The sequence below is a fragment of the Embleya sp. NBC_00896 genome (assembly GCF_045207785.1).
In the GTDB taxonomy this organism is placed as follows: domain Bacteria; phylum Actinomycetota; class Actinomycetes; order Streptomycetales; family Streptomycetaceae; genus Embleya.
This window is the reverse complement of sequence record NZ_CP108777.1, coordinates 2,066,995-2,091,791: the sequence shown is the minus strand read 5'-3', so window position 1 is coordinate 2,091,791 and position 24,797 is coordinate 2,066,995. Positions and strand designations below refer to the sequence as shown.

General features: G+C 71.9%; 23 protein-coding genes and 1 pseudogene. 7 read left to right on the top strand and 17 right to left on the bottom strand.

Annotated features, from left to right (window positions below):
* Positions 1 to 4: 4 nt before the first annotated feature.
* The 3 genes from OG928_RS42765 to OG928_RS42755 are packed head-to-tail and all read right to left on the bottom strand — an operon-like array spanning position 5 to position 3,413.
* A complete protein-coding gene (locus OG928_RS42765; protein WP_331767424.1) occupies positions 5 to 1,510 on the bottom strand; it encodes a VWA domain-containing protein in 1,506 nt (501 codons plus the stop codon).
* Positions 1,507 to 2,934, bottom strand: coding sequence for a hypothetical protein (locus OG928_RS42760; RefSeq protein ID WP_331767423.1), 1,428 nt, complete (start codon positions 2,932 to 2,934; stop codon positions 1,507 to 1,509). The genes OG928_RS42765 and OG928_RS42760 overlap by 4 nt, the downstream gene beginning before the upstream one ends.
* Positions 2,904 to 3,413: a hypothetical protein gene (locus tag OG928_RS42755; RefSeq protein ID WP_331767422.1), complete on the bottom strand. Its 510-nt coding sequence runs from the start codon at positions 3,411 to 3,413 to the stop codon at positions 2,904 to 2,906. The genes OG928_RS42760 and OG928_RS42755 overlap by 31 nt, the downstream gene beginning before the upstream one ends.
* A gap of 420 nt (positions 3,414 to 3,833) precedes the next feature.
* Here OG928_RS42755 and OG928_RS42750 point away from each other — a divergent pair, with 420 nt between their 5' ends.
* Complete coding sequence (locus tag OG928_RS42750) at positions 3,834 to 4,367, top strand: hypothetical protein (RefSeq protein ID WP_331767421.1); 534 nt, start codon at positions 3,834 to 3,836, stop codon at positions 4,365 to 4,367.
* Positions 4,368 to 4,976: 609 nt separating this feature from the next.
* Here the strand turns inward: OG928_RS42750 and OG928_RS42745 are convergent.
* The 4 genes from OG928_RS42745 to OG928_RS42730 all read right to left on the bottom strand — a co-directional run bounded on the left by OG928_RS42745 (position 4,977) and on the right by OG928_RS42730 (position 9,830).
* Complete coding sequence (locus tag OG928_RS42745; protein ID WP_331767420.1) at positions 4,977 to 6,662, bottom strand: BBE domain-containing protein; 1,686 nt, start codon at positions 6,660 to 6,662, stop codon at positions 4,977 to 4,979.
* Positions 6,663 to 6,863: 201 nt separating this feature from the next.
* Entirely contained in the window at positions 6,864 to 7,772 is a 909-nt protein-coding gene (locus OG928_RS42740; RefSeq protein ID WP_331767419.1) for a zinc-binding dehydrogenase, read from the bottom strand.
* A gap of 116 nt (positions 7,773 to 7,888) precedes the next feature.
* A complete protein-coding gene (locus OG928_RS42735; protein WP_331767418.1) occupies positions 7,889 to 8,653 on the bottom strand; it encodes an SDR family oxidoreductase in 765 nt (254 codons plus the stop codon).
* 94 nt (positions 8,654 to 8,747) lie between these two features.
* The gene (locus OG928_RS42730) at positions 8,748 to 9,830 is read right to left on the bottom strand and encodes an alkene reductase (RefSeq protein WP_331767417.1); all 1,083 of its coding nucleotides are present in this window, start codon (positions 9,828 to 9,830) and stop codon (positions 8,748 to 8,750) included.
* A gap of 323 nt (positions 9,831 to 10,153) precedes the next feature.
* Here OG928_RS42730 and OG928_RS42725 point away from each other — a divergent pair, with 323 nt between their 5' ends.
* Positions 10,154 to 10,714: an anthrone oxygenase family protein gene (locus OG928_RS42725; RefSeq protein WP_331767416.1), complete on the top strand. Its 561-nt coding sequence runs from the start codon at positions 10,154 to 10,156 to the stop codon at positions 10,712 to 10,714.
* Positions 10,715 to 10,761: 47 nt separating this feature from the next.
* On the opposite strand, the gene OG928_RS42720 is transcribed toward OG928_RS42725, so the two are convergent.
* The 3 genes from OG928_RS42720 to OG928_RS42710 all read right to left on the bottom strand — a co-directional run bounded on the left by OG928_RS42720 (position 10,762) and on the right by OG928_RS42710 (position 12,653).
* Positions 10,762 to 11,340 (bottom strand): hypothetical protein, encoded by a 579-nt coding sequence (locus OG928_RS42720; protein ID WP_331767415.1) that lies wholly within the window; start codon positions 11,338 to 11,340, stop codon positions 10,762 to 10,764.
* On the bottom strand, positions 11,337 to 11,627 hold the full coding sequence (locus OG928_RS42715) for a helix-turn-helix domain-containing protein (RefSeq protein ID WP_406291766.1): 291 nt from the start codon (positions 11,625 to 11,627) through the stop codon (positions 11,337 to 11,339). The genes OG928_RS42720 and OG928_RS42715 overlap by 4 nt, the downstream gene beginning before the upstream one ends.
* 228 nt (positions 11,628 to 11,855) lie before the next feature.
* Complete coding sequence (locus tag OG928_RS42710) at positions 11,856 to 12,653, bottom strand: TIGR03084 family metal-binding protein (RefSeq protein WP_331767413.1); 798 nt, start codon at positions 12,651 to 12,653, stop codon at positions 11,856 to 11,858.
* Positions 12,654 to 12,865: 212 nt separating this feature from the next.
* On the opposite strand from OG928_RS42710, the gene OG928_RS42705 reads away from it, so the two are divergent.
* The 3 genes from OG928_RS42705 (at position 12,866) to OG928_RS42695 (ending at position 14,726) form a co-directional block, all read left to right on the top strand.
* Positions 12,866 to 13,690, top strand: a complete 825-nt coding sequence (locus OG928_RS42705; protein ID WP_331767412.1) for a MerR family transcriptional regulator — start codon at positions 12,866 to 12,868, stop codon at positions 13,688 to 13,690.
* 223 nt (positions 13,691 to 13,913) lie between these two features.
* Positions 13,914 to 14,063, top strand: a complete 150-nt coding sequence (locus tag OG928_RS42700; protein WP_406291764.1) for a hypothetical protein — start codon at positions 13,914 to 13,916, stop codon at positions 14,061 to 14,063.
* 105 nt (positions 14,064 to 14,168) lie between these two features.
* Positions 14,169 to 14,726, top strand: a complete 558-nt coding sequence (locus tag OG928_RS42695) for a hypothetical protein (RefSeq protein WP_331767410.1) — start codon at positions 14,169 to 14,171, stop codon at positions 14,724 to 14,726.
* A 22-nt stretch (positions 14,727 to 14,748) separates the two neighbouring features.
* Here OG928_RS42695 and cynR read toward each other — a convergent pair whose 3' ends face one another.
* On the bottom strand, positions 14,749 to 15,651 hold the full coding sequence (gene cynR / locus OG928_RS42690; RefSeq protein WP_331768307.1) for a transcriptional regulator CynR: 903 nt from the start codon (positions 15,649 to 15,651) through the stop codon (positions 14,749 to 14,751).
* 124 nt (positions 15,652 to 15,775) lie between these two features.
* Here cynR and OG928_RS42685 point away from each other — a divergent pair, with 124 nt between their 5' ends.
* A complete protein-coding gene (locus tag OG928_RS42685; RefSeq protein WP_331767409.1) occupies positions 15,776 to 16,417 on the top strand; it encodes a carbonic anhydrase in 642 nt (213 codons plus the stop codon).
* A 108-nt stretch (positions 16,418 to 16,525) separates the two neighbouring features.
* Entirely contained in the window at positions 16,526 to 16,996 is a 471-nt protein-coding gene (gene cynS / locus OG928_RS42680) for a cyanase (protein WP_331767408.1), read from the top strand.
* Positions 16,997 to 17,053: 57 nt separating this feature from the next.
* On the opposite strand, the gene OG928_RS42675 is transcribed toward cynS, so the two are convergent.
* The 6 genes and pseudogenes from OG928_RS42675 to OG928_RS42650 form a co-directional block, all read right to left on the bottom strand.
* Positions 17,054 to 18,175, bottom strand: a complete 1,122-nt coding sequence (locus tag OG928_RS42675) for an NADH:flavin oxidoreductase (protein WP_331767407.1) — start codon at positions 18,173 to 18,175, stop codon at positions 17,054 to 17,056.
* Between the two features lie 162 nt (positions 18,176 to 18,337).
* Positions 18,338 to 21,262 (bottom strand): poly(A) polymerase, encoded by a 2,925-nt coding sequence (locus OG928_RS42670; RefSeq protein WP_331767406.1) that lies wholly within the window; start codon positions 21,260 to 21,262, stop codon positions 18,338 to 18,340.
* Entirely contained in the window at positions 21,262 to 22,989 is a 1,728-nt protein-coding gene (locus tag OG928_RS42665) for an RNA ligase family protein (RefSeq protein WP_331767405.1), read from the bottom strand. Before OG928_RS42665 ends, OG928_RS42670 begins: the two co-directional genes overlap by 1 nt.
* Positions 22,990 to 23,080: 91 nt before the next feature.
* Positions 23,081 to 23,473: a response regulator gene (locus OG928_RS42660; RefSeq protein ID WP_406291760.1), complete on the bottom strand. Its 393-nt coding sequence runs from the start codon at positions 23,471 to 23,473 to the stop codon at positions 23,081 to 23,083.
* A 210-nt stretch (positions 23,474 to 23,683) separates the two neighbouring features.
* A pseudogene (locus OG928_RS42655) lies at positions 23,684 to 24,073 on the bottom strand (DUF1992 domain-containing protein); the annotation flags it as partial.
* A 227-nt stretch (positions 24,074 to 24,300) separates the two neighbouring features.
* Positions 24,301 to 24,696, bottom strand: a complete 396-nt coding sequence (locus OG928_RS42650) for an SHOCT domain-containing protein (RefSeq protein ID WP_331767403.1) — start codon at positions 24,694 to 24,696, stop codon at positions 24,301 to 24,303.
* Positions 24,697 to 24,797: the final 101 nt, after the last annotated feature.

Here is a 24,797-nt window from a genome sequence, read left to right as displayed (position 1 = left end):
CTTTCTAGGCGAGGAACGTCTTGAGTTCGTGGACGAGCTTGCGGATGTGGCCGGAGATCACCGGTGTGCCGAGGTCTTTGAAGCGCTCCCGGAACCACGGGTTGACACTGCCGCGGCCGGAGCTGGTCACCGAGCCGACCGGGATGAACTTGGCCCCGGAGCGGTGAATGGCGGCCATGCTCTCGAACAGCCGATCGGTGTGCCATTCGTAGAAGTCGGAGATCCACACCACGACGGTGTTGCGCGGCTCGGCGATCTTCGGCTGGGCCAGCGCCATGGCGACGGTGCCGTCGGTGCCGCCGCCCAGGGTGGTGCGCAGCAGGGACTCGAAGGGGTCGTGCACCCACGGTGTGAGGTCGATCGCCCGCGTGTCGTAGGCGATCAGGTGCACGTCCACCTTCGGCAGTCCGGCGAAGATCGATGCCAGGATGGTGCAGTTCACCATGGAGTCGACCATCGAGCCCGACTGGTCCACGACCACGATCAGGCGTGTGGGCGTGGTCTTGCGCACGGTGTGGCGGTAGAAGAGGCGGTCGACGTAGAGCCGTTCGTCCTCCGGGCTCCAGTTGGTGAGGTTCTTCCAGATCGTGCGATCGATGTCGAGGTTGCGGAACACCCGCTTGGGCGGGATCGAGCGGTCCAGGGAGCCGACCGTGGCCTTGGCCACCTGCGTGCGCAGGACCTCGGCGACCTCGTCGACGAAGCGGCGGATCAGGACCTTGGCGTTGGCCAGGGCGACGCCGGACAGGTTGTTCTTGTCGTGCAGCAGCTGTTCGATCAGCGACATGCTGGGGGTCAGCTGCGCGGCGAGCCTGGGGTCGGCGAGGACCTCGCGTAGGTGCATGCGCTTGACGAGGTCGGCCTCGATGGCGCCGAGTTCGGGGCCGATCGTCGGGATCAGGTTGCCGAGGTCGGGTGTCGTGCCGCGGCCGCCGGTTCCGGTCGGGGAGACGCCCGGGCCCGGGGCGCTTGGTCCCGGGCGGCCGCCGCGCAATTCGCCGGGCTTGCAGCCGAGCGCGCGCTCGAACCAGCCGGCGTCGGACTGCCATCGGGACAGCTGTCCGGCGGTGACCGTGCCGGAGCCGGTGGCGAGGACGTTGAGCAGCACCTTGGACACCATCGCCGCGCGTCGCACCTCGGCGGCGCGGTCGCGTCCGTCCTCGTCGGGCTCGGGCACCATCAGGCCGTCGAACTCGTCGGCCAGTTCGGGGTGGCGCTGCACGATCGAGTCGACCGAGACCTGTGGGTCCAGGAGCGCGGGCGGCAGGCCGATGTCCTCGACGACAGCCAGGCTCGCCGATTCCAGCGACGCCTGTTCCTCGTGGTCGAACAGGCGCGCGAGGAGGCGCCAGTAGAGGACTTGGCGGCGGTTCTCGTCGGGGTCCACCGCGGGGGTGGGGTCGGCAAGGGTGGGGTCGGCGAGGGTGGGTTCGGGGGTGGGCCGGGTCGTGGACTCGGCCGTGGGTTCGGCCGGGGGTTCGGCCCTGTGCTCGGCCGTGGGCTCGGTCATTTCCGCAGCAGCTTTCCGGCGCGCTCGCGCAACACCGCCACGGCGTCGGTGGCGGCCTTCTCGGCCTTGACGCCCTGCTTGTCGGTCGTGCCGCCGGCCCATGCCCCGGCGTGGATCGCGACCGTCTTGTTCTTCACGGTGGTCTCGACGGCGAGCGGCTGGATGCCGAACGTCCCGCCGTCCCAGCGCAACAGGCCGATGCACGCGCCGGATGTCGCGACGGCCTCGGGAGTGAGCGGGCCGGCGGTCGGCACGCGGTCGGTCCGGACGGCGAGTCGGTGTCCGGCGACGGTGAACGTCGGGGCGGCGTCGTCCGTGTGCACGGCGTAGCCCTCCAGGAACACGGGTATCGCGATGTGTGCCGGGTGCCGGTCCAGCGGTGCGGTCGCCGCGGCGTCGGCGCCGGGGAGGGCGACGCGGGCGGTGGCGAAGGCGTCGGCGGGTGCACCGAGGCGCGCGTGCTCGTCACTCCAGATCAGGTCGCCTTCGACGGTGATCGGCATGTCCGTCAGGTCCATCGAGCGGCCTTCGCCGGCGGCTGCCAGCAGCGACATGTGCGGGCGCAGCAGTTGCCAGACGCCGGCGCCGACAACCGTGTCCGGCTTCGGTACCGAGACGCTCGCGCGCACCAGGCGGGGCGTGGTGCCGTCGGCGGGCTCGAACACCGCGTGCACCTGGGCCTGGGCGGCGGTCGCGTGCTCGTGCACGTCGACGCCCAGAGGCAGCAGGCGGCCGGTCGCGGTGCCGGTCGCGGGCGCGGCGGCGGTCGCGGCGGCTCGGGGCTGCGTCAGCAGTATCGCGCGCGACCACAGGTCGGCCCAGCGGCGCACCGGTATCCGTTCCAGGGTCGCGCCGGGGCAGGACGCGGCGAGTTCGGCGGCGAAGCCGTCGAGGAGTGTCGCCAGTCGGCGCAGGGCAGGGTCCGGGAGCATCGCGAAGACCACTTGCGCCGACCCGGAGACCAGGTCGTGGTCGATGCCCTGCCACCCGGCGCGCGCCAGATCGCAGAGCCAGGAGCGGGCGGCGGCGAGCAGGTTCGCCGTCGGCGGCTCGCCCGGCTCGGGGGCCGCCTCCTCGATGCGGGTTCGGCCGGTCGCCTCGTCGACGCGGGCCGTGAGCGCGTCGTGGACGGAACCCAGCAGCGCGGTGCGGGCGGCGGCGAGGGCGACGAAGTGGTCCTCGCTCGCGGCTCCGGCCACCGCCTTCTCGGCCGCTTCGGCGACCCGGGAGGCCAGCGGCGTCCCCGCGACGGCACCGGCGAGTTCGGTCAGGGCGGCGGCGTGGGCGGGCTGGGGTCGGAGCAGGCCGCCGACGAGGGTCCGGTCGAAGGCGTCGACGGCCGCGAGGGCTTCGTCGAGCCCGGCGATGGGTTCGGCGAGCAGGTCGGCGCGCATCAGGCCACCGCCCTGGTCGGCGGGAACCACTGCATCTCCGGCAGCGGCGCGGTGGTCGGGGCGAGTTCCAGGTAGGCCAGGTGGCGCAGGAACCTGCTGAAGACCGGTGCGGCGGCCTTGCTGTCTCCCTGCGGTGGGCGGGTGTTGGTCATGCCGCCGATGATGCTTTGCACGCTCGGCTCCGCGTTCACGATCTCGACCCGCAGGTAGCGGGCGACGCGCTCGGCGCCGTACTGCAGCACCGACTCGCTGACCAGGGCCCGGATGTGGTTGCAGAACGAGCCGCGCGCGCCGCCGCAGGCCCGGTTGTTGTTGGTGCTGCAGGCGAACGTGTAGTCGCCGGCCGCGATCGACGACACGTAGACGCGCCCGATGTCCGAGCCACTGGACACCACGCCCTGCAGGCGTCCGTCGGCCAGCTCGACGAACGGGACCTTGGCGAGCTTGCGCGGCCGGGCGGGTGGTACCACCCGTGCCGTGCTCGACTCCTCCCAATCCGACAACGCCATCTCCTTTTCTCGTGCCGAGGGGAACTGCCACGACTGCCACAACTGCCACACCGGAACGGCGAGACGCAGCCGAACGTACTCACGATCACCGACAAGCCGGGCGGCGGGCCTGTGTTGCCGTGGTCCGGCAGCGGACCGCGAGGCGGAGGCGGAGTGGCGGTCCGGCCGGGTCGGTGTCGAAGGCGGGTGTGGGGCCTGCGTGTTCGCACGTCGGAGGGGGTGGATAGCCTCTGCGCACACTTGATCGGATCACCGGTCCGGGACCGGGGTGGGCTCGCCGGGCGCGGGGGTCCAGGGGGAGAACCGGCGTGTCCGAAACACCCGTTCCGAGCGATCCGGACCACGGATCCGACGACGGGGCACGCCCGGGACGGGTCTTGTGGTGGTGGGGCGGTGGCGGGAAGATCCAGGGTCGCCGTCGTGGGGATCGTCTCGGAGGGAATCGGATACGTGGCAGGCGAGATGCGGGACGCGTCCATCGCGGGCGAGGGTGCGGAGGATCGGGTGCTTGGGCCGATCTTCGTGGCCGACGCTTGCTCGACCAACATGCTCGCGCATGGGAGTCGGTTGTGGTTGCTCGAGGATCGGCTCGTGTACATCGACATGCCGTGGGCGTCCAAGCGCGGCATGCGAAACGTGTTGGCGAGCCAGGCCAACGCACTCGCCGGCTCGGCGGCCAGGCGTCAGCGGCGGGCGCGGGACGACTTTCGACTCGGTTCGGCCTATCGGTTCACCGAGCGGGAATGGGTCGACTATCTGGCCGAACAGGGCGCGACCCGGGTGGTCGAGATCCCCTGGCACTCGATCGCGCGGACCCGGATCAAGAACTCGTGGTCGGGCGAGACCCTGCTGCGTCTGGACCTTCGCGACGGCAGCACGATGACCATCAAGTGGCGTACGGGATCCGGCGCGGACGCGGTACTGCGACGGGTGCTGCCGTTCCAGTCCGCGTGACGCACCGAACCCTGTGCCCGAGCCCGTCCCCGAGTCGGACGCTCCGCGTGGACGGGCCCTCGCCGTCACCCGGCCGTTGGAATTCGGTGGCCGACGGGGTATGGCATGGGACTACCGGCTGGTGCGACGAACGGCCGTGAGCCTGGGGTGTGTTCGCGCACGTGTTGGGCGGGGGTGTGTTGCGGGAATCGTTCGTTCCACAGGGGCCGGGCCGGCGGCGAGGCGGGCTCCCGATGATCGCAGTGGGCGCAGCGGCCGGGCGCGGTGGATTACCCACCGCACATTGAGTACAACAACCCGTCGGCCTCACGTCACTTGCGAGGCGTCACGGCGTCATGTCGGGAGCGTCGACCCCGTGTCACGTCCGGGTCGAGCCTGTTTCGACCGGTGGAAGCCTGTTCGCGGTGTTCCCGGCATCGTTTCGCCTGGCCCGTTCGCTGGGGCGAGCCGAACCTGGTCGAGGACGCCGAGACGGCGGCCGCCGAGCTCGCGTAGCCCAGCGGCGCAGGCGATCGCGTCGTACGGCGGAAGGGGATTGCCGGACCGTCGCCCGAGCCCGCGGTGCGCGGCGGTGGGTGGGCCGCGAACGGCCGGGCGCGGTCCGTGACCTCACTGTGCCGGTGGCACGATCGACTGCTGGTGGTGGAAGAGGTTCTTCGGGTCCCAGGTCTTCTTGGTCCGTTGCAGGCGGGCGTAGTTGTCCTTGTAGTAGAGCGTGGGGTACTGCGGCGCGGGGTCCGTCGCGATCCCGAGGTCGACGTCGGGATAGTTGACGTAGGCGCCGTCCGTGGTGCGGTCGTGTGTCGCGTCGGTGATCTCGGGGACCCCGCCGGTCTCCGCGTAGACCGCCTCGTAGAAGCCGCGCATGAAGTCCACGTGCGCCGAGTCCTCGGCGGGATCGGTCCAGTACGTCTGGTACTGCAGCTTGAGGACGGAATCACGCTGTGGGACGGCCGTCTCGTGCGGCCGGATCGCGTTGATGCGGCATCCGTACGAGTCGATCTGGACCAGGGTCTGGGTGAGATTGACGTCGGGGACGTCGCGCGTCAGCCAGGTCCACATGCCCGCGATCTGCGTCGGGGTGAACGCCTTGCGGTGGTAGGCGGACTTGTACTTGCCGCGCTGGTTGGGGCCCGATCCGTTCAGCGTCTGGGTCGCCTGCAACCAGGGCATCCTGCGGTGCTTGTCCGGGTAGGGCAGGAAGTGATCCCCCACGCTGTACATCTGGACCGTCGACTTGGTCCGCAGGCCGGCCTCGACCGCGGCGAGGAAGTCTTCGACGGGGCCGATGTCCTCGCCGGCCCACTGACTCGAGAGGACGACGTTGCCGTTGCTCTTGTGGGTGAGTTTCAGCAGGCTGAACAGGTTCTGGTAGAGCGGCTCCTCGGCGCCGCTGTGGGTTTCAAAGAACCTGCCGTAGTTCGCCACGAGTTTGGTGAAGTCGTCCGGGTTCTTCTCCAGCTCGGCCCACGGCCACGCGATGCTGCTGAGCCAGACGTTCGGCGGCGGCGCCGGGATGGACTCGGCGAAGTAGTAGCGCAGGACGACGCCGAAGTTCCCGCCGCCGCCACCGGTGTGCGCCCAGAAGAGGTCGGACGTGTGGGAGCCGGGCGGGTCCGAACGGTGTGCCCGGGTCACGACGGCGTGGCCGTTCTCGACGGTGACGACGTCGACCTGTACGAGGTGGTCCACGGTCAGGCCGTCGCGACGCGAGAGCACCCCGTATCCCCCGCCGCAGACGTGCCCGCCCGCTCCCACCGAGTAGCACGAGCCGCCCGGAATGGTCACGCCGTACCGACGAAAGAGTGTCGTGTAGATGTCCCAGATGGTGGCGCCGGACTCCACGCCGTAGGCGGCCTTGCCGTACTTGTCCTTCGTCTTCCGGACGTCCTTCATCGCGCTCATGTCGAGGATCGCGCCGCCCGTGTTCTCCACGAAGTCCTCGTAGCAGTGGCCTCCACTGCGTACGGTCGGCCGCAATCCGAGCCGCAGGGCCTCGTCCACGCCGGTCACCACGTCGGCGTCGCTGGTGATCACCTGGATGTAGCGGGGGCTGCTGGTCCAGCGTTGGTTGAAGCCCTGACTCAGGGTCTCGTACCGGGGATCGTCGGGGAGCACGCGCGACGCGCCCGATGCGGCCGCACCCCCTTCGGCGGGATGGGGGTACGCGGACGGGGGCGGGGTCTCCGCCGCCTGGGCCTGGCCGTCCCCGAGCCCCAGGCCGGCGATGGAGGCCCCTGCGGCCACAACGCCGACGGAACCCAGCAGGTTTCGTCGCGATACCTCGTGCGACATGTCTCAGCTCTCTTTCGCCGAAGGGTCGGGAGTACACCCACACTCCTCCGCGCCCGGCCGAAGCCCGGGGTGACACGCGCTGCGCGGATCAAGATCCCCCTCCCGGGCCAGCGCGTCCCGTGGCCGCGCGTATTCGCGCCTGCCACGAGACGGCGGTCGCCCTGAGCCGCGCGCGTCACTCGCTGACGATCGCCGTCATGGTCACGACTCGACGTCGAGTACCGCCTTGCCCGGGACGCGGCGGGTGAGCAGGGCTTGGGCGGCCTCTTCGGCCTGCCTCCAGGGGCCGCGCCAGCCGATCTGCGGGTCGAGCCGCCCGGTTTCGAGGAGGCGGAGGAGGTAGGCGAGGTCGTCGGCGAAGGGGGTGGCGACGTTGAAGTTCTCCAGTCGCCCCCGGGCGGATTTCGTACCGGCCACCTCGAAGTCGATGGTGGTCGCCTCGCGCGAGGCCCTGCCGATCGCCAGCACGACGCCGTCGGGCCCGATCCGGTAGAACGCCTCGGCCAGTTGCGCGCCGCCCACCGTGTCGAGCACGCCGTACACGGGCTCCGACAGCCCCTCGGGGCCGAAGACGATCTCCGCGGCGCCCAGTTCGGGCAGCCCCTGGGCGCGTTGCGGGCCGCCGACGGAGGCGATCACGTGCGCGCCCGCGAGGGCGGCCAGGCGCACCGCGTAGCGGCCGACCCCGCCGGACGCGCCGGTGACCAGTACACGGCGACCGACGACCGGGCCCAGCCTGCGTACCGCCTGAAGAGCCGTCACACCGGCCACCGGCAGCGCGCTCGCCACGCCCAGGTCGACGCTGTCGGGGACGACGGCGAGTTCGGTGGTGTCGACCGCGCGCAACTCGGCCCAGGCTCCGGACCAGCCGAACGTCACCACCCGCGCGCCCACGGCGGGACCCGAGCCGTCGGCCGCGGCCTGGATGACGATCCCGGCGGCGTCCCAGCCGGAGACGTGCTTCGAGCGAGTGTCCGGTGATCGGAAGGCGACCTCACCGAAGTTGAGCGAGACCGCCTCGACCGCGACCAGCACCTGGGAGTCGCGGGGTTTCGGGTCGGGCGCGTCCGCGAGGTGCAGGCCCTGTGGGCCGTTGATCAGTGCTCGCATGTGTGGCTCCCTTTCTTGGGGCCCGGGGGCGGGTTCGAGCCCGCCCCCCGGGGGCTTGCTCGCTTGCTTGGTTGCCGTGCTTGCCGGTTTGCGTGCTTGCCGGTATGCGCGCTTGCCTACAGGACCTTGAGGAGTCCGCCGTCGATGACGTAGTCGCTGCCGGTGACGTAGGCGGCGGCCGGGGACCCGAGGAAGACGATCACGTTGGCGACCTCCTGCGGGGTGCCCCAGCGGCCCAGCGTGACGTTGATCTTCTCGGGCAGGTCGGTCATCAACTCCTGGAAGTCGCCGCCGACGGCCTTGCTGACGCGCGGACCATACTCGTCCCACAACGGGGTGCGGATCAGGGCGGGCGAGACGGTGTTCACGCGGATCCCGCGCGGGCCCAGCTCGTCGGCGAGGCCCTTGCCGAACGCCGTCAGCGCGGCCTTGGACGCCCCGTACCAATGCGGACCCGACGCCGGCCAGTGCGCCACGCTCGTGGAGATGTTGACCACCGACTCCCGCAACAGCGGCACCAGCGCGCGGGTGATCCGCATGGTCCCGAAGAAGTTCAACTCGAACGCACGCTGCCACGTCGCGTCGTCCAGATCCGGCAACCCGCCCAGATCCAGGCCCGCCAATCCGCCGACGCCGTTCACGAGCAGATCGACACCGCCGAGTTCGTTCTCGGCCACCCGCCGCAACTCCTCCACACCCTCGACTGAGAGGAGATCCGCCTCGACGGTCACGGCACCCGTCTCCTTCAGCGCGGCCGAGACCGTGCGGTCCGCACCGAGCACCTTGACGCCCTCGGCGATCAAGGTACGCACCACCGCACCGCCGATACCGCCACTCGCGGCCGTCACCACGGCGGTCTTGCCGGCAAGCTGCAAATCCATGACTTCTCCTGATATTTCCGTTGTTTCACAACACGGTGGAGAGGCGTCCTCGGGAGGAGGGCGCCTCGGGGTTTCCGATGCGTGTGGACGCCGGTCAGTCGTCCGCGTCGAGGGTCGGGTAGTCGGTGTAACCGCGGTGGTCGCCGCCGTAGAACGTGGCCTTGTCGGCCACGTTGTAGGGACCGCCCGCACGTACCCGCGCGGGCAGGTCCGGGTTGGCCAACCACATCTCCGCCATCGCGACCGCGTCGGCCACCCCCTCGCGCAGCGCCTCCGCACCGATCTCCGGCGTGCTCGGGAACGACTCCGGCGTGGGGTGCGCGCACAGGATCACCGAACCGGGCCACTCGGCACGGATCAGGCGGGTCACGTCCCGGGTCACGATCTCGAGGACGTGCAGGTAGGCCAACGGCAACGGGGCCAACGCGCGCACCAGTTCGGTGTACAGGTCGGCGGTGTCGCTCTCGCCGATCCCGTTGTACGTGATCCCGGGCGAGAGCCTGATCCCCACCCGCTCCGGGCCGATCGCCTCGGCCACGGCCGTGACGACCTCGACGGTGAACCGGATCCGATTCGCGATCGACCCGCCGTAGCCGTCGGTCCGCCGGTTCGCGCCGTCTGCCAGGAACTGGTGCAGCAGGAACCCGTTCGCCGCGTGCACCTCCACCCCGTCGAAGCCCGCCGCGATCGCGTTGCGGGCCCCGGCGACGAAGTCATCGACCGCGCCGCGGATGTCGTCCAGGGTCATTTCGCGCGGCGTCGGGTGATCCAACATGCCCTCGGCGGTGAACAGTTGCTCGCCGGACGCGATCGGCGACGGGCCCACGGGAAGCACGCCGTCCGGGTACAGGCTCGGGTGGCCGATCCGGCCGCAGTGCACCAGTTGGGCGACGATCCGGCCACCGGCCGCGTGTACCGCGTCAGTCACCCCGCGCCAGGCCGCGACCTGGTCCGCCGTGTGCAGACCCGGCGTCAGGATGTAGCCCTGTCCGAGCTCACTCACCTGGGTCGCCTCGGTGATGATCAGACCCGCACCGGCCCGCTGTGCGTAGTACTCGGCGGTCAACTCCGAGACCACGCCCGCCCGGTCCGCGCGACTTCGTGTCATCGGCGCCATCACCAGTCGATTGGGCAGGTCCAACTTGCCCATGGTCAGGGGTTCGAAGTATCCGGTCATGACGTCACTCCCGCGCAAAAGGACGCCGCCACCGCGGACGCGGAGGAGGCACCCCCAACACTCGTCCAGCGGTGGAGTCGGAACAACGACGGATTCCGAGACGATCGTGCACCGCGACTAAACGATCGGGACTCGCGGCGGACGCGCTCGCGCCTGGGGCGACCGGGCCGAGATCGGTAACCCGTGGGTTAACCGCGGTTGCGGGATCGGCCGTTGTTCGCGCTGCTCGCACACGCGAATCTTGAGGTGTCGAAGAACAGGGCGGCGAAACACCGCAACCGCCCACCGTCCCTCACCCGCACCACGTCTCTCGGGAGTTCGCCATGGCCGCCATGAACCACACCCTCACCGCCACCGCCGCCACCGCCGCTGCCTCGGCCGGCACCGTCGCCGCCACCCGCGACACCGTCGGCCGCTGGCTCACCGCCGGAACCGTCGCCAACGGCCTCATGGCCGGCACCTACGTCGCCTTCACCGCCGTGGTCATGCCCATGCTCTCCACCAAGGACGACGCCGGGTTCGTGAACTCGATGCAGAGCATCAACACAGGGATCGAGAACCCGCTCTTCCTCGCGGTGTTCTTCGGCGCGCTGGCCGCACCCGCCGTCGCCGCCTGGAAGCTGCGCAAGCGCGGCGGCGGCACCACCATGAAGTGGGCCATCGGCGCGCTCGCCCTCTACACGACCACCGTGCTGACCACCTCGGGCATCAATGTCCCCCTCAACGAGATGCTCGCCTCCACCGGCGACGCCGACCCCACCAAGGCCCGCACCGACTTCGAGACCACCTGGAACATCTGGAACGGCATCCGCGCACTCCTGACCACCGGCGCCACCCTCGCCATGGCCAAGGCCCTCCGCCTCCACCGCCGCAACCGGATCTGAAACAAGCCCCGACCGGACCCCGAACCCGGTCGGAGCCTTCGTGGCGCCTACCGCGTGTTGCCCAGGGCTTCGCGGAGCGGCAGCCTGCCCGTGGCGATGTGGATTCCGCGCGACACGATCCGCGCGTTGGTCGTGTCCAGCAACGACAGTTGCGACAGGGGCGCCGGGCCGTCGTCGTGCAGGGAACAGCACAGCAGAAGCATCGTGCGCAGCGATCCGTCGGGGTAGGGGGCGTTCGTCCCGGTGACCACCTCGCGCAGCGTGTGCCATTGCACGGAGGCGAACCGGCCGTCGTCGGACCAGTCCAGGCACACGGCGTACAGATCGGGGCGGCGTACGAACGAGCCCTCCTCCGTGAGGATGTACGCGGTCGCCTGCGCCGCGTAGTTCCCCTCGGCCGCCCGGTAGAGAGCGGCCTCGATCACCTCCGACGACATGGCCGGCACGGACGCGCCGTCGTGGCGGTGCTCGACCTGGACGGCCGTCGCGCCGTTGTCGTGCTCGACGTCGACGTTGGCGTTGGCGTCGACGTTGGCGTCGACGTCGACGTCCACGGCCACCTTGTCGGGGCGGCGCGCGGTGGCCGGCTTGTTCCTACGGCGGGTCGGGCGTCGGTTCGCGCTCATGACGCCACCCTTCGAGCCGGGTCCGGAGTCCACGTGTGGGCCGGGGCAAGGAGATGCGCGGGGTCCACGTGGAAGAGGTCCGCCAGGCGTTCCACGTCGTTGAGGTCGAAGGGGAGTTCGCCGGTGAATCGGCGCCACGCCCAGGACCTTCCGTGCCCCAGCGCCTCGCCGATGGCACTGTCCGTGTAGCCGTCGCGGCGTGCGAGCATCCGCACGTTTCGCACGACGATCATCCGTATCGGCTCTTCCGTCCCCGTGTCACGCGCTCTGGGCGCAGCGTTGCTCATCCGGGAAGGGTATCCCGCGAGAGAGTCAACTGTCCCTCTCTCCGGGAGAGTTGCCCCGGCCTGCGAACATCGCCGACGCCGACGGCGCGCGTCCCGATGGCCGCCCGGAGCGGACCGAGATCCGTTGCGGGTGGCGGGGCACGGTCGTTCGATGCCGGCGGGTGGGTCGGTCAGGGAGAGGGGTCGAGAGGGATCGAGAGGGATCGAGCTGGATCGAGAGGGATCGGGTCAGGCGAACTGCCCCGGGGTTCGGCCCTGTCCGGGCGGCCCGGCGTAGGACTGGGTGATGCCCAGCCAGCGGGCGGCCTCCGCTCCGTGCGCTCGGATGGCGAGGTCGTCCGCGTGCCGGCGCCGGGTGACCAGGAGGCAGAAGTCGAGCAGCGGTCCACTGACCCGCTCGGCCGCGTCCTGGGGACCGTGGGTCCAGGGACCGCCGACCTCGGCCGGTCCGGTCAGCTCCACGCGGAACTCCCGCTCCGGCGGCCGCAGGCCGTGCACCGCGTACGCGTAGTCGCGGGCCCGTACGCCGATCCGCGCGACGTACCTCAGCCGGTCGGTGAGCGGACGGACCACCCCGAGCGTGTCGGCGATGTCCTGACCGTGTGCCCAGGTCTCCATGATCCGGGCGCCGGCCATCGACGCGACGCTCATCGGCGGCCCGTACCACGGCAGTCGCTGCCCCGCCGGTACCGCCGCCAGTACCGCCGACACGGCGGCTCGACCGGTCCGCCACCGCGCCAGGATTCGCTCCGGCGGCAACGCCGCGCCGCGCACCGCCGCCCGGTCGACGAAGCCGTCGGGGTCGGCCGCGGCGTCCTCGAGGGCCGCGGCGAAGGCGGCGGGGTCGGTCGCGGCCGATCGGACCTGGTCGTCGGTCCAGGCGAGGTGAGCGATCTGGTGGGCGATCGTCCAACCGGGCGCCGGTGTCTCCGCGGCCCACAGCTCCGGCCCGAGGTCGCCGACGAGACGATCCAGCGCCGCGCCCTCCGCCTCGAGGTCGTCCAGAACGGCTGCGAGATCCACCATCGTTCCTGCCCTCCGTCGCCGCCCACCGCGGCCGAACCGGCCATGTGAACCGGGCCGATCCGTTCGCCGTCATCCGTCTCGGGTTCGCCCTCGGCAGGGTTCCACCGCAACGACCGGGAATCAAGCACTCATTGCCGACGGGGCATGGGAAGCGAGATCGATGCGTGGCCGTTGACTCTGACACCGTGTGAGGCCCTGCACTGGGAGACATCATGTTCACCATCGGAGATTTCGCCAGGCACGGCCGCGTGTCGGTCCGCATGCTGCGTCACTACGACGCGATCGGGTTGCTGCGGCCCGCCCACGTCGACCCGGCCAGTGGCTATCGCTTCTACGAGGCGGGGCAACTCGCCCAACTCAACCGCGTCGTCGCGCTCAAGGAGCTCGGCTTCACCCTTCAACAGGTGCGGGAGATCCTGGACCAACGGGTGAACCTCGACGAGCTGCGCGGAATGCTGCGGCTGCGGCGGGCCGAGCTCGCGGCGGCGATGGCCGCGGATGCCCTGCGGTTGGCCCGGGTCGAGGCGAGGCTCCGGACGATCGAGAGTGAGGGACGCGTGCCGTCCGACGACGTTGTACTCAAGCGCATTCCCGCGGTGCGGGTGGCCGAGCTGACCGGTACCGCCGCCACGGACACGCCCGAGGGCATCGGGCCGGTCATCGGGCCGCTCTACGACGAGCTGTGTGGTCGGCTCGCGGCCGCGGGTGTGGCCGCGACGGGGCCGGGCATCGCCTACTACGAGGATTCGCCCGAGGGGGACGACGCGATCATCGTCCACGCCTGCGTGCCGGTGGCGGCCGGCGCCCGAGGCGGCCACGACTTCGCGATCGTGGACCTGCCCGGAATCGACAGCGCCGCCACCCTCGTGCATCGCGGCCCGATGGACGCGGTCCTGGCGGGGGTCCAGGCGCTGGCCCGCTGGATCGACGCCAACGGCTACCGCTCCGTCGGTTACGCGCGCGAGCTCTACCTCGAATGCCCGGACGACCCCGAGCAGTGGGTGACCGAACTCCAGGAACCCGTCGTCTCCCCCTGAACCGTCGTCTCCCCCTGAGCCGTCACCTCCGCCTGAACCCGTCGTCTCCCCCTGAACCGTCACCTCCGCCTGAACCGGCCGCCCGCGGTCAGGCGCCCGCGCCGACCGCACGTGCTGTTCGCGGCCCGACGACGTCGACGCGGGCTGGCGGAACACCACCGGCGCCGCACCCACGCAGGTCCTGACCGCCCTGGGCCTGCCTCCCGCCGCCATCCCCGACGGGGTGTTGCCGGAACTGAAGTCGCTGGGCCTGCGCTACGACACCGCCGCCAAGTCCCTGATCCTGTGGGGCGAGGCGGGCGCCACGAAGGTGGCCATCGCCCACACCGCGACTGCCCCGAAGACGAATGACGGTGATTCGGCGACGGTTTGACGCATTCGGCGGTGATTCAACGGTAATTCGATGGTGATCGGCTGATGGGAGCCAAGTGCCGCCGGCATGCTGGTCGTTCCGGATCGGACGACTGGGGGGTTGTCGATGCGCGCGGAAGACGTGGGGGCGGTCGCGGTCGCGGTGGTGGTGCCCGTGCTGACGGCGGTGGTGGGGGCGTTCGCGGTGGTGTGGCAGGACCGACGGGTGAGTCGGTCGCGGGTCGGGCGTCGGCAGTCGGCCTTCGACGACGCGAATCGGCAGGTCGAGTTCGCGGTGCGGTGGTGGGAGGCACGGCAGTTGGTGCCGGGCACCCCGGAGGAGTCGCGGAACGCGAGCGCGATCACGCGGGAGTGGCTGGATCAGGCGTGCGCGCTCGTCGTCGCGGCGGGACCGGGCGCACTCGAGCCGGAACGGCGGTTGTCACCGAGGCGGCTGTTACTGCTCTACGGGTTCGGGCGTACCTCGGCCAAGGTCATCCGGGTGGGCTTCTTCGCAATGCTCGCCCTCATGGCGGTCACCAGCCTCGGCGTGCTCAGTGTGGCCCTGTCGGACGGAGCGGGCGCCGATCTCGGCTGGTCGGTGACATGGTTGGTGCTGTTCGCGCTGGTCACGCTGTCGCTGCGGTTCTGGGCGGTCTCGGCGGACGCGGTACGCCGGCCCTGAGCCGCCGGCATGCGGCGGCGGCTCACTCGGCGGGGGCGTGCTCCCGCGTCCAGTGGCGCGCGAGGTCGGTGAAGGCCCGGGCCGCGGCGCTGGTGTACGCGCTCTCGCGGCGCAGCAGGGTGACGGTGCGGGCCGGGAGCGCGGGGGTGAGCGGGATGGGGTGGAGGCCGGGGTGGTCTCGGGTGACCGCGTCGGGCAGGACGGTGGCCAGGGTGGTGCGCCGGACGATCTCGGTCAGCGCGTTGATGGAGTTGGCCTCGATCGTGATGCGCGGTCGTACCCGCTGCTCGGCGAAGTAGCCGTCGATGTGCACGCGGGTGGCGAAGTCTCCGCTGAGCAGCGCGAGTTCGAGCCCGGCCAGCTCGGCCACAGGCAGCGCTCGGCGGTCGTCCGCGTGGGCATGGAGCGGGCCGACGACCAGGCCGAGGGTTTCGGTGAACAGCGGGGTGGCGTCGATGCCCGGCAGATGGGTGGCGCCGAAGGCGATGCCGAGGTCGAGTTCGTCGGCGAGCAGGGCGGATTCGATCCGGTCCTGGGTCATCTCCCGTACGTCCAAGGTGAGTTGGGCGTGACTGGCGTGGAACCGTGCGACGAGCGGGCCGATCAGGTAGGCGGTGAAGGTGGGGGTCATCGCGAGGCGCAGGTGTCCGCGGCTGAGGTCCTGTACGTCCAGGACGGCGCGTTCGGCGGCGGCGAGGTCGCGCAGGGCGCGCCGGGCGTAGTGGAGGTAGGTCTCACCGGCGTCGGTCGGGCGCACGGTGCGCCCGGTGCGGTCGAGGAGCTGGACGCCCAGTCCCTTCTCCAGTTGCCTGATCTGCTGGGACAGCGTCGGCTGGGAGATGCGCAGGGCTTCTGCGGCGCGGGTGAAGTTGGCGTGTTCGACCACCGCGAGCAGATAGCGCAGGTGACGCAGTTCCGGGCTCATGTCATCGACTATAGATGCCATCGATGGCAACCATCGAGATTGCGTCTTGGACACTATAGGTACAGGTCGTGCATGGTTGGACTCGTCGGCCTCGCCGGCACCCCGACCGAACGGAGGAAAGGCCATGCAGAACCTCTCCGAAGGAACGCGCCGCTTCCAGCGGGACGTGTTCCCCGCCAAGGCCGAACTGTTCTCGCGCCTTGCCACCACCCACCAGCCCGGCACGTTGTTCATCGGCTGCTCCGACGCCCGGGTCGTCCCCGAGCTGATCACGCAGCAGGATCCAGGCGAACTGTTCGTCATTCGCACCGCCGGCAACCTCATCCCCGCATACGCTCCCGGCGCGGACGGCGTGGCCGCCGGCATCGAGTACGCCGTCGCCGTCCTGGGCGTCGCCGACATCGTCGTGTGCGGCCACTCCGCGTGCGGCGCCATGACCGCCCTCGCCGAGCACCACGACCTCACCGCACTGCCCGCGATCGCCGACTGGCTCCGGCACGCGGATGCGGCCCAGGCCCGCACCGCCAACGCCACCACCACCGGCGCCGGCGCCGGCGCCGGCGCCGGCGAACCGGAGACGGTCGCCACCCTCGTACGCGACAACGTGGCGGCGCAGCTGGCCAACCTGGTCACCCACCCCTCGGTGGCCCGCGCGCTCGCCCGGGACGCCGTCCGTCTGCATGGCTGGGTCTTCGACATCGCCACCGGCGCCGTCGAGGAGCTCGCCCCCGCGAGCGGCCGGCCCGCCGCCCTCGCGGTGGCCTGATCCCCCTCTCTCCCCACGGACCGGCTCCGCGCTTCGGCCGCGCCGGTTCGGGACCACACTCGCCTGCCCACCCTCCCGGGACGGCAGGACTCTCGAAAGGAATCACTCATGGTGCACGCCCAGTTCGACCCCACCGCCCGGCAACGGATCGCGATCGTCGCGGTCGAGGCCAAGACCCGCAAGGACCTGTCGTGGCAGCAGATCGCGGACGCGGCCGGTCTGTCGCCGGCCTTCGTCACCGCCGCCGTCCTGGGCCAACACCCCCTCCCGGCCGACGCGGCCGAGGCGGTCGGCGCGCTGCTGGACCTGGACGAGGACGCGGTGCGGCTCCTGCAGACCATTCCGACCCGCGGCTCGCACGTCGGTGGTGTCCCGACGGATCCGACCATCTACCGCTTCCACGAGATGCTCCAGGTCTACGGCACCACGCTGAAGGCGCTGATCCACGAGCAGTTCGGCGACGGCATCATCAGCGCGATCAACTTCAAGCTGGACGTACGCAAGGTCGCCGACCCCGAGGGCGGCGAGCGCGCCGTGATCACCCTGGACGGCAAGTACCTGCCCACCAGGCCCTTCTGACTCGCCCGCCCCGCCCTGCCCCGCCCGACGCGGACCGACGCGGACCGACGCGGACGATCAGTACAGGGTGCCGAGCATGCGCACGTCGAAGGGCTCGAGTTCGTTCGTGCGGCCGCTCAGGATCTTCGCGGCCCATTCGGGGTCGGCCAGCAGGGCGCGACCGACCGCCACGAGGTCGAATTCCTCCCGCTCCAGCCGGTCCAGCAGCCCTTCGATGCCGGTGACCCGGCCCTGGTCGCCCTGGAACGCCTCGGTGAACTCGTTGTCGAGGCCGACCGAGCCGACGCTGATCGTGGCCTTGCCGGAGATCTTCTTTGCCCAGCCCGCGAGGTTGAGGTCGGAGCCCGCGAACTCCGGTTGGGAGAAACGGCGGGTGGAGCAGTGGAAGACGTCGACGCCGGCCGCCGCCAACGGGGTGAGGACGGCCTCGAGTTCCCGCGCCGTTTCGGCGAGCCTGGCCTCGTAGACGCCGAACTTCCACTGGGACATCCGGAAGAGGATCGGGAAGTCCGCGGACACGGCCCGGCGACAGGCGGCCACGACCTCCGCTGCGAAGCGGGTCCGCCGGACCGGGTCGCCGCCGTAGGCGTCGGTGCGCCGGTTCGTGTCGGCCCACAGGAACTGGTCGATGAGGTAGCCGTGCGCTCCGTGCAGTTCGACGCCGTCGAAGCCGAGCCGCTCGGCCGCGCCGGCCGCGGCGGCGAAGGCGGCGACGACGTCGTCGATGTCTGCCCCGGTCATCGCTCGGCCGGATCGCGTGCCGTCCAGGGCGATTCCGGAGGGGCCGACGCGCGGGGCCCGCGGAACCGGCGGGGTGCCGGCGGCGCGCTCCATGCCCATGTGCCACAACTGCGGCACGATCCTCCCGCCGGCGCGGTGGACCGCGTCCACCACCCCGGCCCAACCGGCGAGCGCGTCGTCGCCGTGGAATCGGGGGACGCGGTCGCTGGTCCCCGCCGAGTCGTGGCCGACGTACGTTCCCTGGGTGATGACCAGACCCACCCCGGCCGACGCTCGTCGGGCGTAGTAGGCCGCCACGTCGGGACCGGGCACGCCGCCGGGCGAGAACTCGCGGGTCATCGGTGCCATCGCGATCCGGTTCGGGAGCGCGAGGCCGCCCACGGAGAACGGGCGGACCAATATGTCCCTGGCACGTGCGGCGGAGCTGTCGGATGTCACGTCATTCACTTTCGCGCGGCGGAATCGACGGATCCCCCACGGAAGGACATCCGATGCGTACGTCGTATCGACACAGATACAACGTACACATCACTGTGTACATCGTCTACTCCGAATACGTTGTACACATCCGCCACTTGACGAGGCCGAGAGGCCGCCCGGTCAGTACAGGGTCGGTACGGCGCCGCCCTCGGCCCAGGTCAGGTCGACGCCCGGCAGACCCTTGACCCATCGGCCGCCGAGCTCCGCGAGCGCGGCGGCGTTCGGCGGGTCGGCGCCGAGGCCGATCGCGTAGCGCACTCGCGTTCCGGTCTCGAACGGTCGAGGCCACGCGTGCGCGTCCCCGCAGCCGGCCTCGTGGAGAGCGCCCAAGAGCGCGCGGACCCGACCCCGGAACCGACCCTCGGTGGTCGCGAACTCCTCGCCCCGGAACGGCGATACGGTCAGCACCGCCCACGCCGCGTGCCGGCGGTGCAGCGGAGCCGGCGCGAGCAGGGCGGGCCACGAGTCGGTGCCGTCGGCCGCCGCCGTCAGGATCTCCCACGCGCGGTACAGCTCGTCGGTCAGCAGGTCGCGGCCGCCCGGACCGACCTGTTCGGTGCACGAACGCACCGGGTCGGTCGGCGTCAGGATCGACACCGGCGCGTCGCCGCACGCGGGGACGGCCGGGCCCGCCAGGGCCACCGGCTCGCGCCAGTCCCACGCCGCCCACGTGCCGAAGAAGTGCCGCAGCGGGTCACCGCCGCCCCGGGCGGCCTCGCGCGTCGTCCGCGCCGCGAGCACCGACCAGGCCAGGCCGGGCAGTCCACCGAAGGGGGCCGCGTCGAGACCGCGCGCCCGCGCCCACGCCTTGACCTCCCGGGCCAGGACGGCGAACCGCTCGTGATCCGCGCCGACGAAGGCCCGCACCGCGTCCGCGTCGGTGACCGCGCTCAACGCGATCGCGGTGGCCGGGTCCGGATCGGCGCCCCCTCCGACGGCGTCGGCGGGCGCCGCTCCGACGGTGCCGACCACGATCAGATCCACGTCCAGGTCGCCCACGGAAAAGCGCAGCCCCGGTACCCGCGCACCGACGACGTGTCGCACGCCGGCGGCCTCCGGAAGCGCCGCCGCCACCCGGGCCGCGACCTCCGCGAGGTCCACGGGCGCGGGCAGCGCCGCCACCAAGTCGAGGTCGGCGCCGGGCAGGGCGCAGCCCATGCGACGCGATCCGACCACCGACACGACGCCCTCGGCCAAGGCTCCCGCAACCCGTCCGGCGATCCGGCCCGCCCGGGCGTCCCCGGCGTCCCGGACGTCCAAGGCGTCCCGAGCCGGGTCCGGGACGGCCGGCGCCCGGTCCACGGCCCATGCCGTCGGGACCGCCTCGACCTCGGCGGCGTCCCACGCGTGCGCCTGCGGCTCGGTCAGCCACCGCAGTTCGCCCGTGCCCAGCGCGACCGTGGCACGCGGGCGCATCGGCTCGTCGCCGCGGCGCGAGAGCAGGACCAGTTCGCCGACCCGCGTCGCCATCGGTTCGAGCCGAGCCGCGCACTCGGCCGCCACCCGCTGCGGGTCGCTGCTGCGGCCCAGGGTCAGATGCGGGGTGTAGCCCTCCGCCCGGCCGAGGCAGCGCGGGAAACGCTCCGCCAACGCGCGGCGCAGCAGGGCCCACGGCTGTTCGTCGGCCGCCGCCGGGTCGAGCCAGACGGTGGCGTCCTCGCGGTGTCCGAACGTGTGCACGCCGGCGAGCCTCACCGTGAACGGCGCGATCCTCGCCGCCGCGGCCGCCAGCAGCGGCGCGGCCCGCTCGAAATCGGCCTCCGGTACGAAGCCGAACAGCACGTTCACGTGCGGCGGCCAGCGGTCCACCTGCGGGTCGTGGGCGCGGCGGGCCGCCTGGATCGCCGGCCACAGCCGCCGCGGCGGCAGCCAGGCCACCGCCGTGCGGGCGGTCGGCGCGATGTCGAGCATCTTGGCGGGCGCGCTCGCGCCGACGGCCAGGTCCGCCTGTACCGCGAAGTGGTCCGACGCGTACAGGCCGTCGGGCGTGGGCGTGTCCCCGCGCAGCACCGCCGCCCGCGTCCGCCACCCGTCCGCGCGCAGCAGTACCCGGTCGAGGCGGGACGCCCGGCCCGTGCGCGAGCAGATCGCCGCGAGCGGGTTGACCCGCGGGTCGAACGTGGGCGTGTGGTCGTCGGCGCCGTGCACGTCCGCCCACGCGTCCCGCAGCCCGAGCCTCGCGGCCGGTCCGTCGGGCCCGGCGTCGCCGTCGTTGAAGTCGCCGACCACGACCAGGTCGCCCGGCACACCCGCGAACCCGTCCGCGAGGCTTGCCAGTTCGATCCGACGCCTGCCCGGTCCGTCCTCGGCGTGGTCGCTGGTCAGGTGGGTGACTGCCACCACGAGCGGCTCCGCCGCGGTCGCCACCGTAATCGCGGCCACGGCCTTGTACGGCCCCAGCGCGTGCCGGGCCGCCTCGCGCACCGGCAACCGGCTCAGCAGCAACAGGCCGCTGTCCTGGACATCGCGGCCGTCGGGAACGGTGTCCATCGTGTACGCGGCGCGCACCCACGGCTGGGCCGCGAGCATCGCGAGCAGGTCGGCTTCGACCTCCTGGAGCGCGATGACGTCCGCGTCGGCCTCCTCGAGCGCCGCGAGCAGCAACAGGCGCCGCCGCGCGGTGTCGATCCGGTCGCCGTCGTAGCGATCCCACAGCGTGTTCCAGGTGAGCACCCGGATCCGCCCCGCACCCGGCGCGCCGGCGGGCTCGGCGCCGCTCGCGGGCAGCCAGGCCGCCGCCCGCGGGTCGAACGCGTACGGCTCGCGCGCGGTGAAGTACGGCGCCCGCAACCGGCGCGGACCCCGGGCCCGGCCCACGTCGCAGGTGTCGACGCGATCCACCCGGGCGGCCCGATCCCACACCACCTCGCCGTCCGCCTCGATCAGCAGCACGCGGTGCCACGGGATCTCGCCGCCGGGCACGAACGCCGGCAGCGGGATCCGCTTCGGGCCCTGGCCGCGCCGACTGACGGCCAGCACGAACCGCGCCGGATCGAATCGGGGATCCCACCGCACCCGGTGGTAGATCTCCTCGCTCGTACGCATCAGGCGTCCTCCGCGTCCAGGGCGCCGGCGACGTCGTCGAGTTCGCCGCCCGCGCCGATGTACCAGGTCCGGTGCGCCTGACCGGGGTACGGCGGAGCGAACCGGCGCGCCTGTGCGGCGAGCGCGGCCGGCGGGACCGGGTGCTCACGCTCGGCGTTGCGTCGGGCCAACGCGTCGTCGTCGACCAGCACGACGGCGTGCGTGGTCAGCGCGTCGCGCCGGCGCGCGATCTCCTGTACCGGGGCGCGTTGGTGCTTGTTGAGCGAGGTGGCGTCCCACACCACCGTCCCGCCGCCGGCGAGCGCCGCGTCCAAGCGGTCCAGGCCCTCGCGCAGTACGTCGCCGTTGGCCGTCTGGTCCGCGCGCGACCCGCGCGCGCGGCGCAGATCGTCGAGGCCGATGTACGCGTCCACGCCCGGGAGTTCGCGCGCGAACGTGCTCTTGCCGCTGCCCGAGCGGCCGACCAGGTGGATCAATCGGGGGAACGTCCCCGCCCACCAGCCCCGGGTGGCCTCGGGCGGCATCGGCCAATCCCTGGCGTACGCGTCGCGCATGTGCGCCCAGCAGCGGTCCGCCACGTCCGGGGCCAGGCCGGCGAACGCGTCGCGCGCCCGGGCCCGCAGCGGCGCGAGCGGTGCCTCCTCGGTCAGGCCGGCATCCGTCGCGATCAGCGCCGACCACTCGACCTGCTCGCGCGCGTCGTCGGCTTCGGGGCCGGTACCTCCGACCAGGACCGCGCCGGCCACCGCGTGCAGCACACCGACATCCGCGGCGACCGTCAACCGGGCCAATCCGCCGCGGCGTTCGTCGTCCGGGAACAGTTCGCGCAGGCGCGCCTGCAACCCGACCAGGTCCGCGACGCGACGCGCCTGCGGCATGCCCAGGGCCGGGGCGAGTCGCGGCGCGAGGTCGGCCCGCCGCTCGGCGTGCAGCGCGGCGGCCAGCACGCCGGCCAACCGCGCGTCGCCCGAACGCCCCAGCACGTCCAGGCGCGCGCACACGTCGGAGACCACTTCGGCGGCGGTGGCGGGTACTTCGGGTGTCCCCACCGCGGCGAGCAGGGCCGCCAGGTCGGGGTTCGCGCCCGAACGCACGGCCCACAATGCCGCGTCGGGTCCCACTCCATTGGCGACCACGGCGGCGTGCATCCAGTGCGTGTCGGTCCGGACGTGACCGCGCCGCACCCACTTGGCCACCCGCAGCCCGAACTCCGCGCGCCCGAAGCCCTCGACCGAACGCACGACAAAGCCCTCCTGCCGCGTGGGATCGAGCCGGATCGCGCGCAGCGCACGTTCGTCGAACACGCCCCGCCACAGCACCGGTGGCGACGGAACCCCCAGCCGGCGCAGGAAACGCGTGCTCGCGTCCCAATCCAGACAGTGATCGCCGGCCCAGACGGAGAACCCGTAGAACCAGCTCTCCAACGCGTCGTAGGAGATCGAGTGCCGCGCGTACATGTTCTCTCCGCACACCCGCCACCCCGCCGGGATCCGCGCGCCGATCCGCCCCTGGAGTGCCTTGACCCACGCGCGCGAGGGGTGGTGCGCCGAATCGAGCGACCGCGCGTGCAGTCCGTCCGGGTACAAGGTGGTGTTCTCGCCGTCGAGCTTCTCGGTGACCACGACTTCGCGCCCCCGCAGGCCCGACAGGTCACCGGCGCGGATGTCGTCGGCGCCGGCTCCGGGCGACCAGGGCACGTGCGGCGTACGGGGATAGTGCGTACGCATGTCCCCCTCCCCCGACCCGCCCCGACGTCCCGTCATCGCGCTGCGGGAATCCCTGGTCACTGTAGGAGCAGCCCGGGCGGCGAGCCATCGATTAACGTCCGACGGCTCGCGCCCGAAGCCGGGCGCAACCGCATCGGGGCGGCCGCGCCCGGTGCTTGTTGAGGTAGTCGTCGGCGCCTTCCTCCAGTGCCATGGCGCGCTCGGTCGACTCGCCGACCTGGGTCAGCAGGATGACCGGGATCCACGCGCCGGAGCGCCGGATGCGCCGCAGCACCTCGCGGCCGTCCATCAGCGGCATGAGCACGTCCAGCACGATCAGGTCCGGGGCCGGTTCCCCGGTCCCGGCGGCCGGCGCCGCCGCTCCGTCGTGCACGACCCGCACGTCGAACCCGGAACGCTGCAACAGCGGTTCGAGCTGCGCCGTGATGGCGACATCGTCGTCGGCCAACAGCACCGCGGCCCGCCGGGTCTCGTCCACCGTCACTGTTGCCTCCCCCGTATCCGCGTCGAGAATAGGGGACACGGGGGGCTCGTACAGGGTGTTCCGTCCGGGCGGGCCGATCGGGTCGGCCGGTATGGGCTACCGGGTTCGGCGGCGCCAGGGCCGCCAACCGGGCGAGGAGGGGCGGGCGGCGGAAGCGGGTGCCGGAGGCTCCGCGGGCGCGGAGGACTCCGCGCGGACCCGATCCGGATGCGCGGCCCGCCACCGGGCGACCATCTCCTCGGCGTCGAACGGGCGGAGTCCCAGGACCGGGCCGGGCGGCGGCCTCCGGAGCGCGGAGCCGATCTTCTCGTTGATCTCCGTGACGATCCGCCGGACCTCACGCTCCGACCGGGCCTCCCCCGCCGCGGCCACCGCGTCCTCGGCCTCCTTGCGCAGGGCCAGGGTGGGCGGCAGTACGGCGATGCCCTCGCTCTGCATCTTGCCCCGGACCCACCACAACTCGTCATAGGGCGCGTCGATCGCGGCCAACCGTTTTCCGAACCCGGGAAGATCGTCGAACGCGCCCCGCGCGGCGGCGTCCTCGATCTCTCGGTCCACCCACGAGTCGAACGGGACCTCAGGCGGCTTGCGCTCGGTCACGTACTTCCTCCTCCGTACGACGACTACGGCCTCCCTCCAGGATGCCCCACCCTCCTCGGCCCCGGCCCGTGACCCTGACGCGCGCGGGATCCGGGATCACCGCGCCCGCACCCCCGACCACACGCGCCCAAACCACACGCGCCCGGCGGCCGCGGGTGCGGCCGCCGGGCGCGTGTGGAGGCGCTTGGCGTGTGGGGGCGCTTGGCGCCTGCGAGGGCGCCCCGTCGTCAGGCGAGCAGCTTCTGCTTGGCCCGCTCGTACTCTTCGACGGAGATGTCGCCGTTGCTCTTGAGCTGCGCGAGCTTGGACAGCTCCTCGACACCGCTGCTGCCCTTGTTGGTGCCGGCGGCGTCGCGAACGTAGGCCTGGAACGCCTCGTCCTGCTGTTTGGCCTGGGCAATGTCACGCCGGCCCATGTCGCTGCCGCGGGCCATGATGTAGACGAACACGCCGAGGAACGGCAGCACGATCACGAAGACCAACCAGCCGGTCTTGCCCCAGCCGCTGAGGCTGTCGTCGCGGAAGATGTCCGTGATGATCCTGAAGAGCAGGAAGAACCACAGGATCCACAGGAACAGCCACATCATGGTGAGGAACGCGTTGAGGAGCGGGTAGTCGTCCATTCGGGTGACTCCTGACGTGAGCGACGGCAATCGTGCGGCGGCGCCACGGGCGCGAACGGCCGCCGCGCACCGCCGATCGGGACCGCCTTTACTCTCGACAG

What these genes read in the sequence shown, in the direction of transcription:
- OG928_RS42765 (WP_331767424.1), bottom strand. Translation starts at nt 1,510, where the DNA reads ATGACCGAGCCCACGGCCGAGCACAGGGCCGAACCCCCGGCCGAACCC.
- OG928_RS42755 (WP_331767422.1), bottom strand. Translation starts at nt 3,413, where the DNA reads ATGGCGTTGTCGGATTGGGAGGAGTCGAGCACGGCACGGGTGGTACCA.
- OG928_RS42745 (WP_331767420.1), bottom strand. Translation starts at nt 6,662, where the DNA reads ATGTCGCACGAGGTATCGCGACGAAACCTGCTGGGTTCCGTCGGCGTT.
- OG928_RS42740 (WP_331767419.1), bottom strand. Translation starts at nt 7,772, where the DNA reads ATGCGAGCACTGATCAACGGCCCACAGGGCCTGCACCTCGCGGACGCG.
- OG928_RS42735 (WP_331767418.1), bottom strand. Translation starts at nt 8,653, where the DNA reads ATGGATTTGCAGCTTGCCGGCAAGACCGCCGTGGTGACGGCCGCGAGT.
- OG928_RS42730 (WP_331767417.1), bottom strand. Translation starts at nt 9,830, where the DNA reads ATGACCGGATACTTCGAACCCCTGACCATGGGCAAGTTGGACCTGCCC.
- OG928_RS42725 (WP_331767416.1), top strand. Translation starts at nt 10,154, where the DNA reads ATGGCCGCCATGAACCACACCCTCACCGCCACCGCCGCCACCGCCGCT.
- OG928_RS42720 (WP_331767415.1), bottom strand. Translation starts at nt 11,340, where the DNA reads ATGAGCGCGAACCGACGCCCGACCCGCCGTAGGAACAAGCCGGCCACC.
- OG928_RS42715 (WP_406291766.1), bottom strand. Translation starts at nt 11,627, where the DNA reads ATGAGCAACGCTGCGCCCAGAGCGCGTGACACGGGGACGGAAGAGCCG.
- OG928_RS42710 (WP_331767413.1), bottom strand. Translation starts at nt 12,653, where the DNA reads ATGGTGGATCTCGCAGCCGTTCTGGACGACCTCGAGGCGGAGGGCGCG.
- OG928_RS42705 (WP_331767412.1), top strand. Translation starts at nt 12,866, where the DNA reads ATGTTCACCATCGGAGATTTCGCCAGGCACGGCCGCGTGTCGGTCCGC.
- OG928_RS42695 (WP_331767410.1), top strand. Translation starts at nt 14,169, where the DNA reads ATGCGCGCGGAAGACGTGGGGGCGGTCGCGGTCGCGGTGGTGGTGCCC.
- cynR (WP_331768307.1), bottom strand. Translation starts at nt 15,651, where the DNA reads ATGAGCCCGGAACTGCGTCACCTGCGCTATCTGCTCGCGGTGGTCGAA.
- OG928_RS42685 (WP_331767409.1), top strand. Translation starts at nt 15,776, where the DNA reads ATGCAGAACCTCTCCGAAGGAACGCGCCGCTTCCAGCGGGACGTGTTC.
- cynS (WP_331767408.1), top strand. Translation starts at nt 16,526, where the DNA reads ATGGTGCACGCCCAGTTCGACCCCACCGCCCGGCAACGGATCGCGATC.
- OG928_RS42670 (WP_331767406.1), bottom strand. Translation starts at nt 21,262, where the DNA reads ATGCGTACGAGCGAGGAGATCTACCACCGGGTGCGGTGGGATCCCCGA.
- OG928_RS42665 (WP_331767405.1), bottom strand. Translation starts at nt 22,989, where the DNA reads ATGCGTACGCACTATCCCCGTACGCCGCACGTGCCCTGGTCGCCCGGA.
- OG928_RS42650 (WP_331767403.1), bottom strand. Translation starts at nt 24,696, where the DNA reads ATGGACGACTACCCGCTCCTCAACGCGTTCCTCACCATGATGTGGCTG.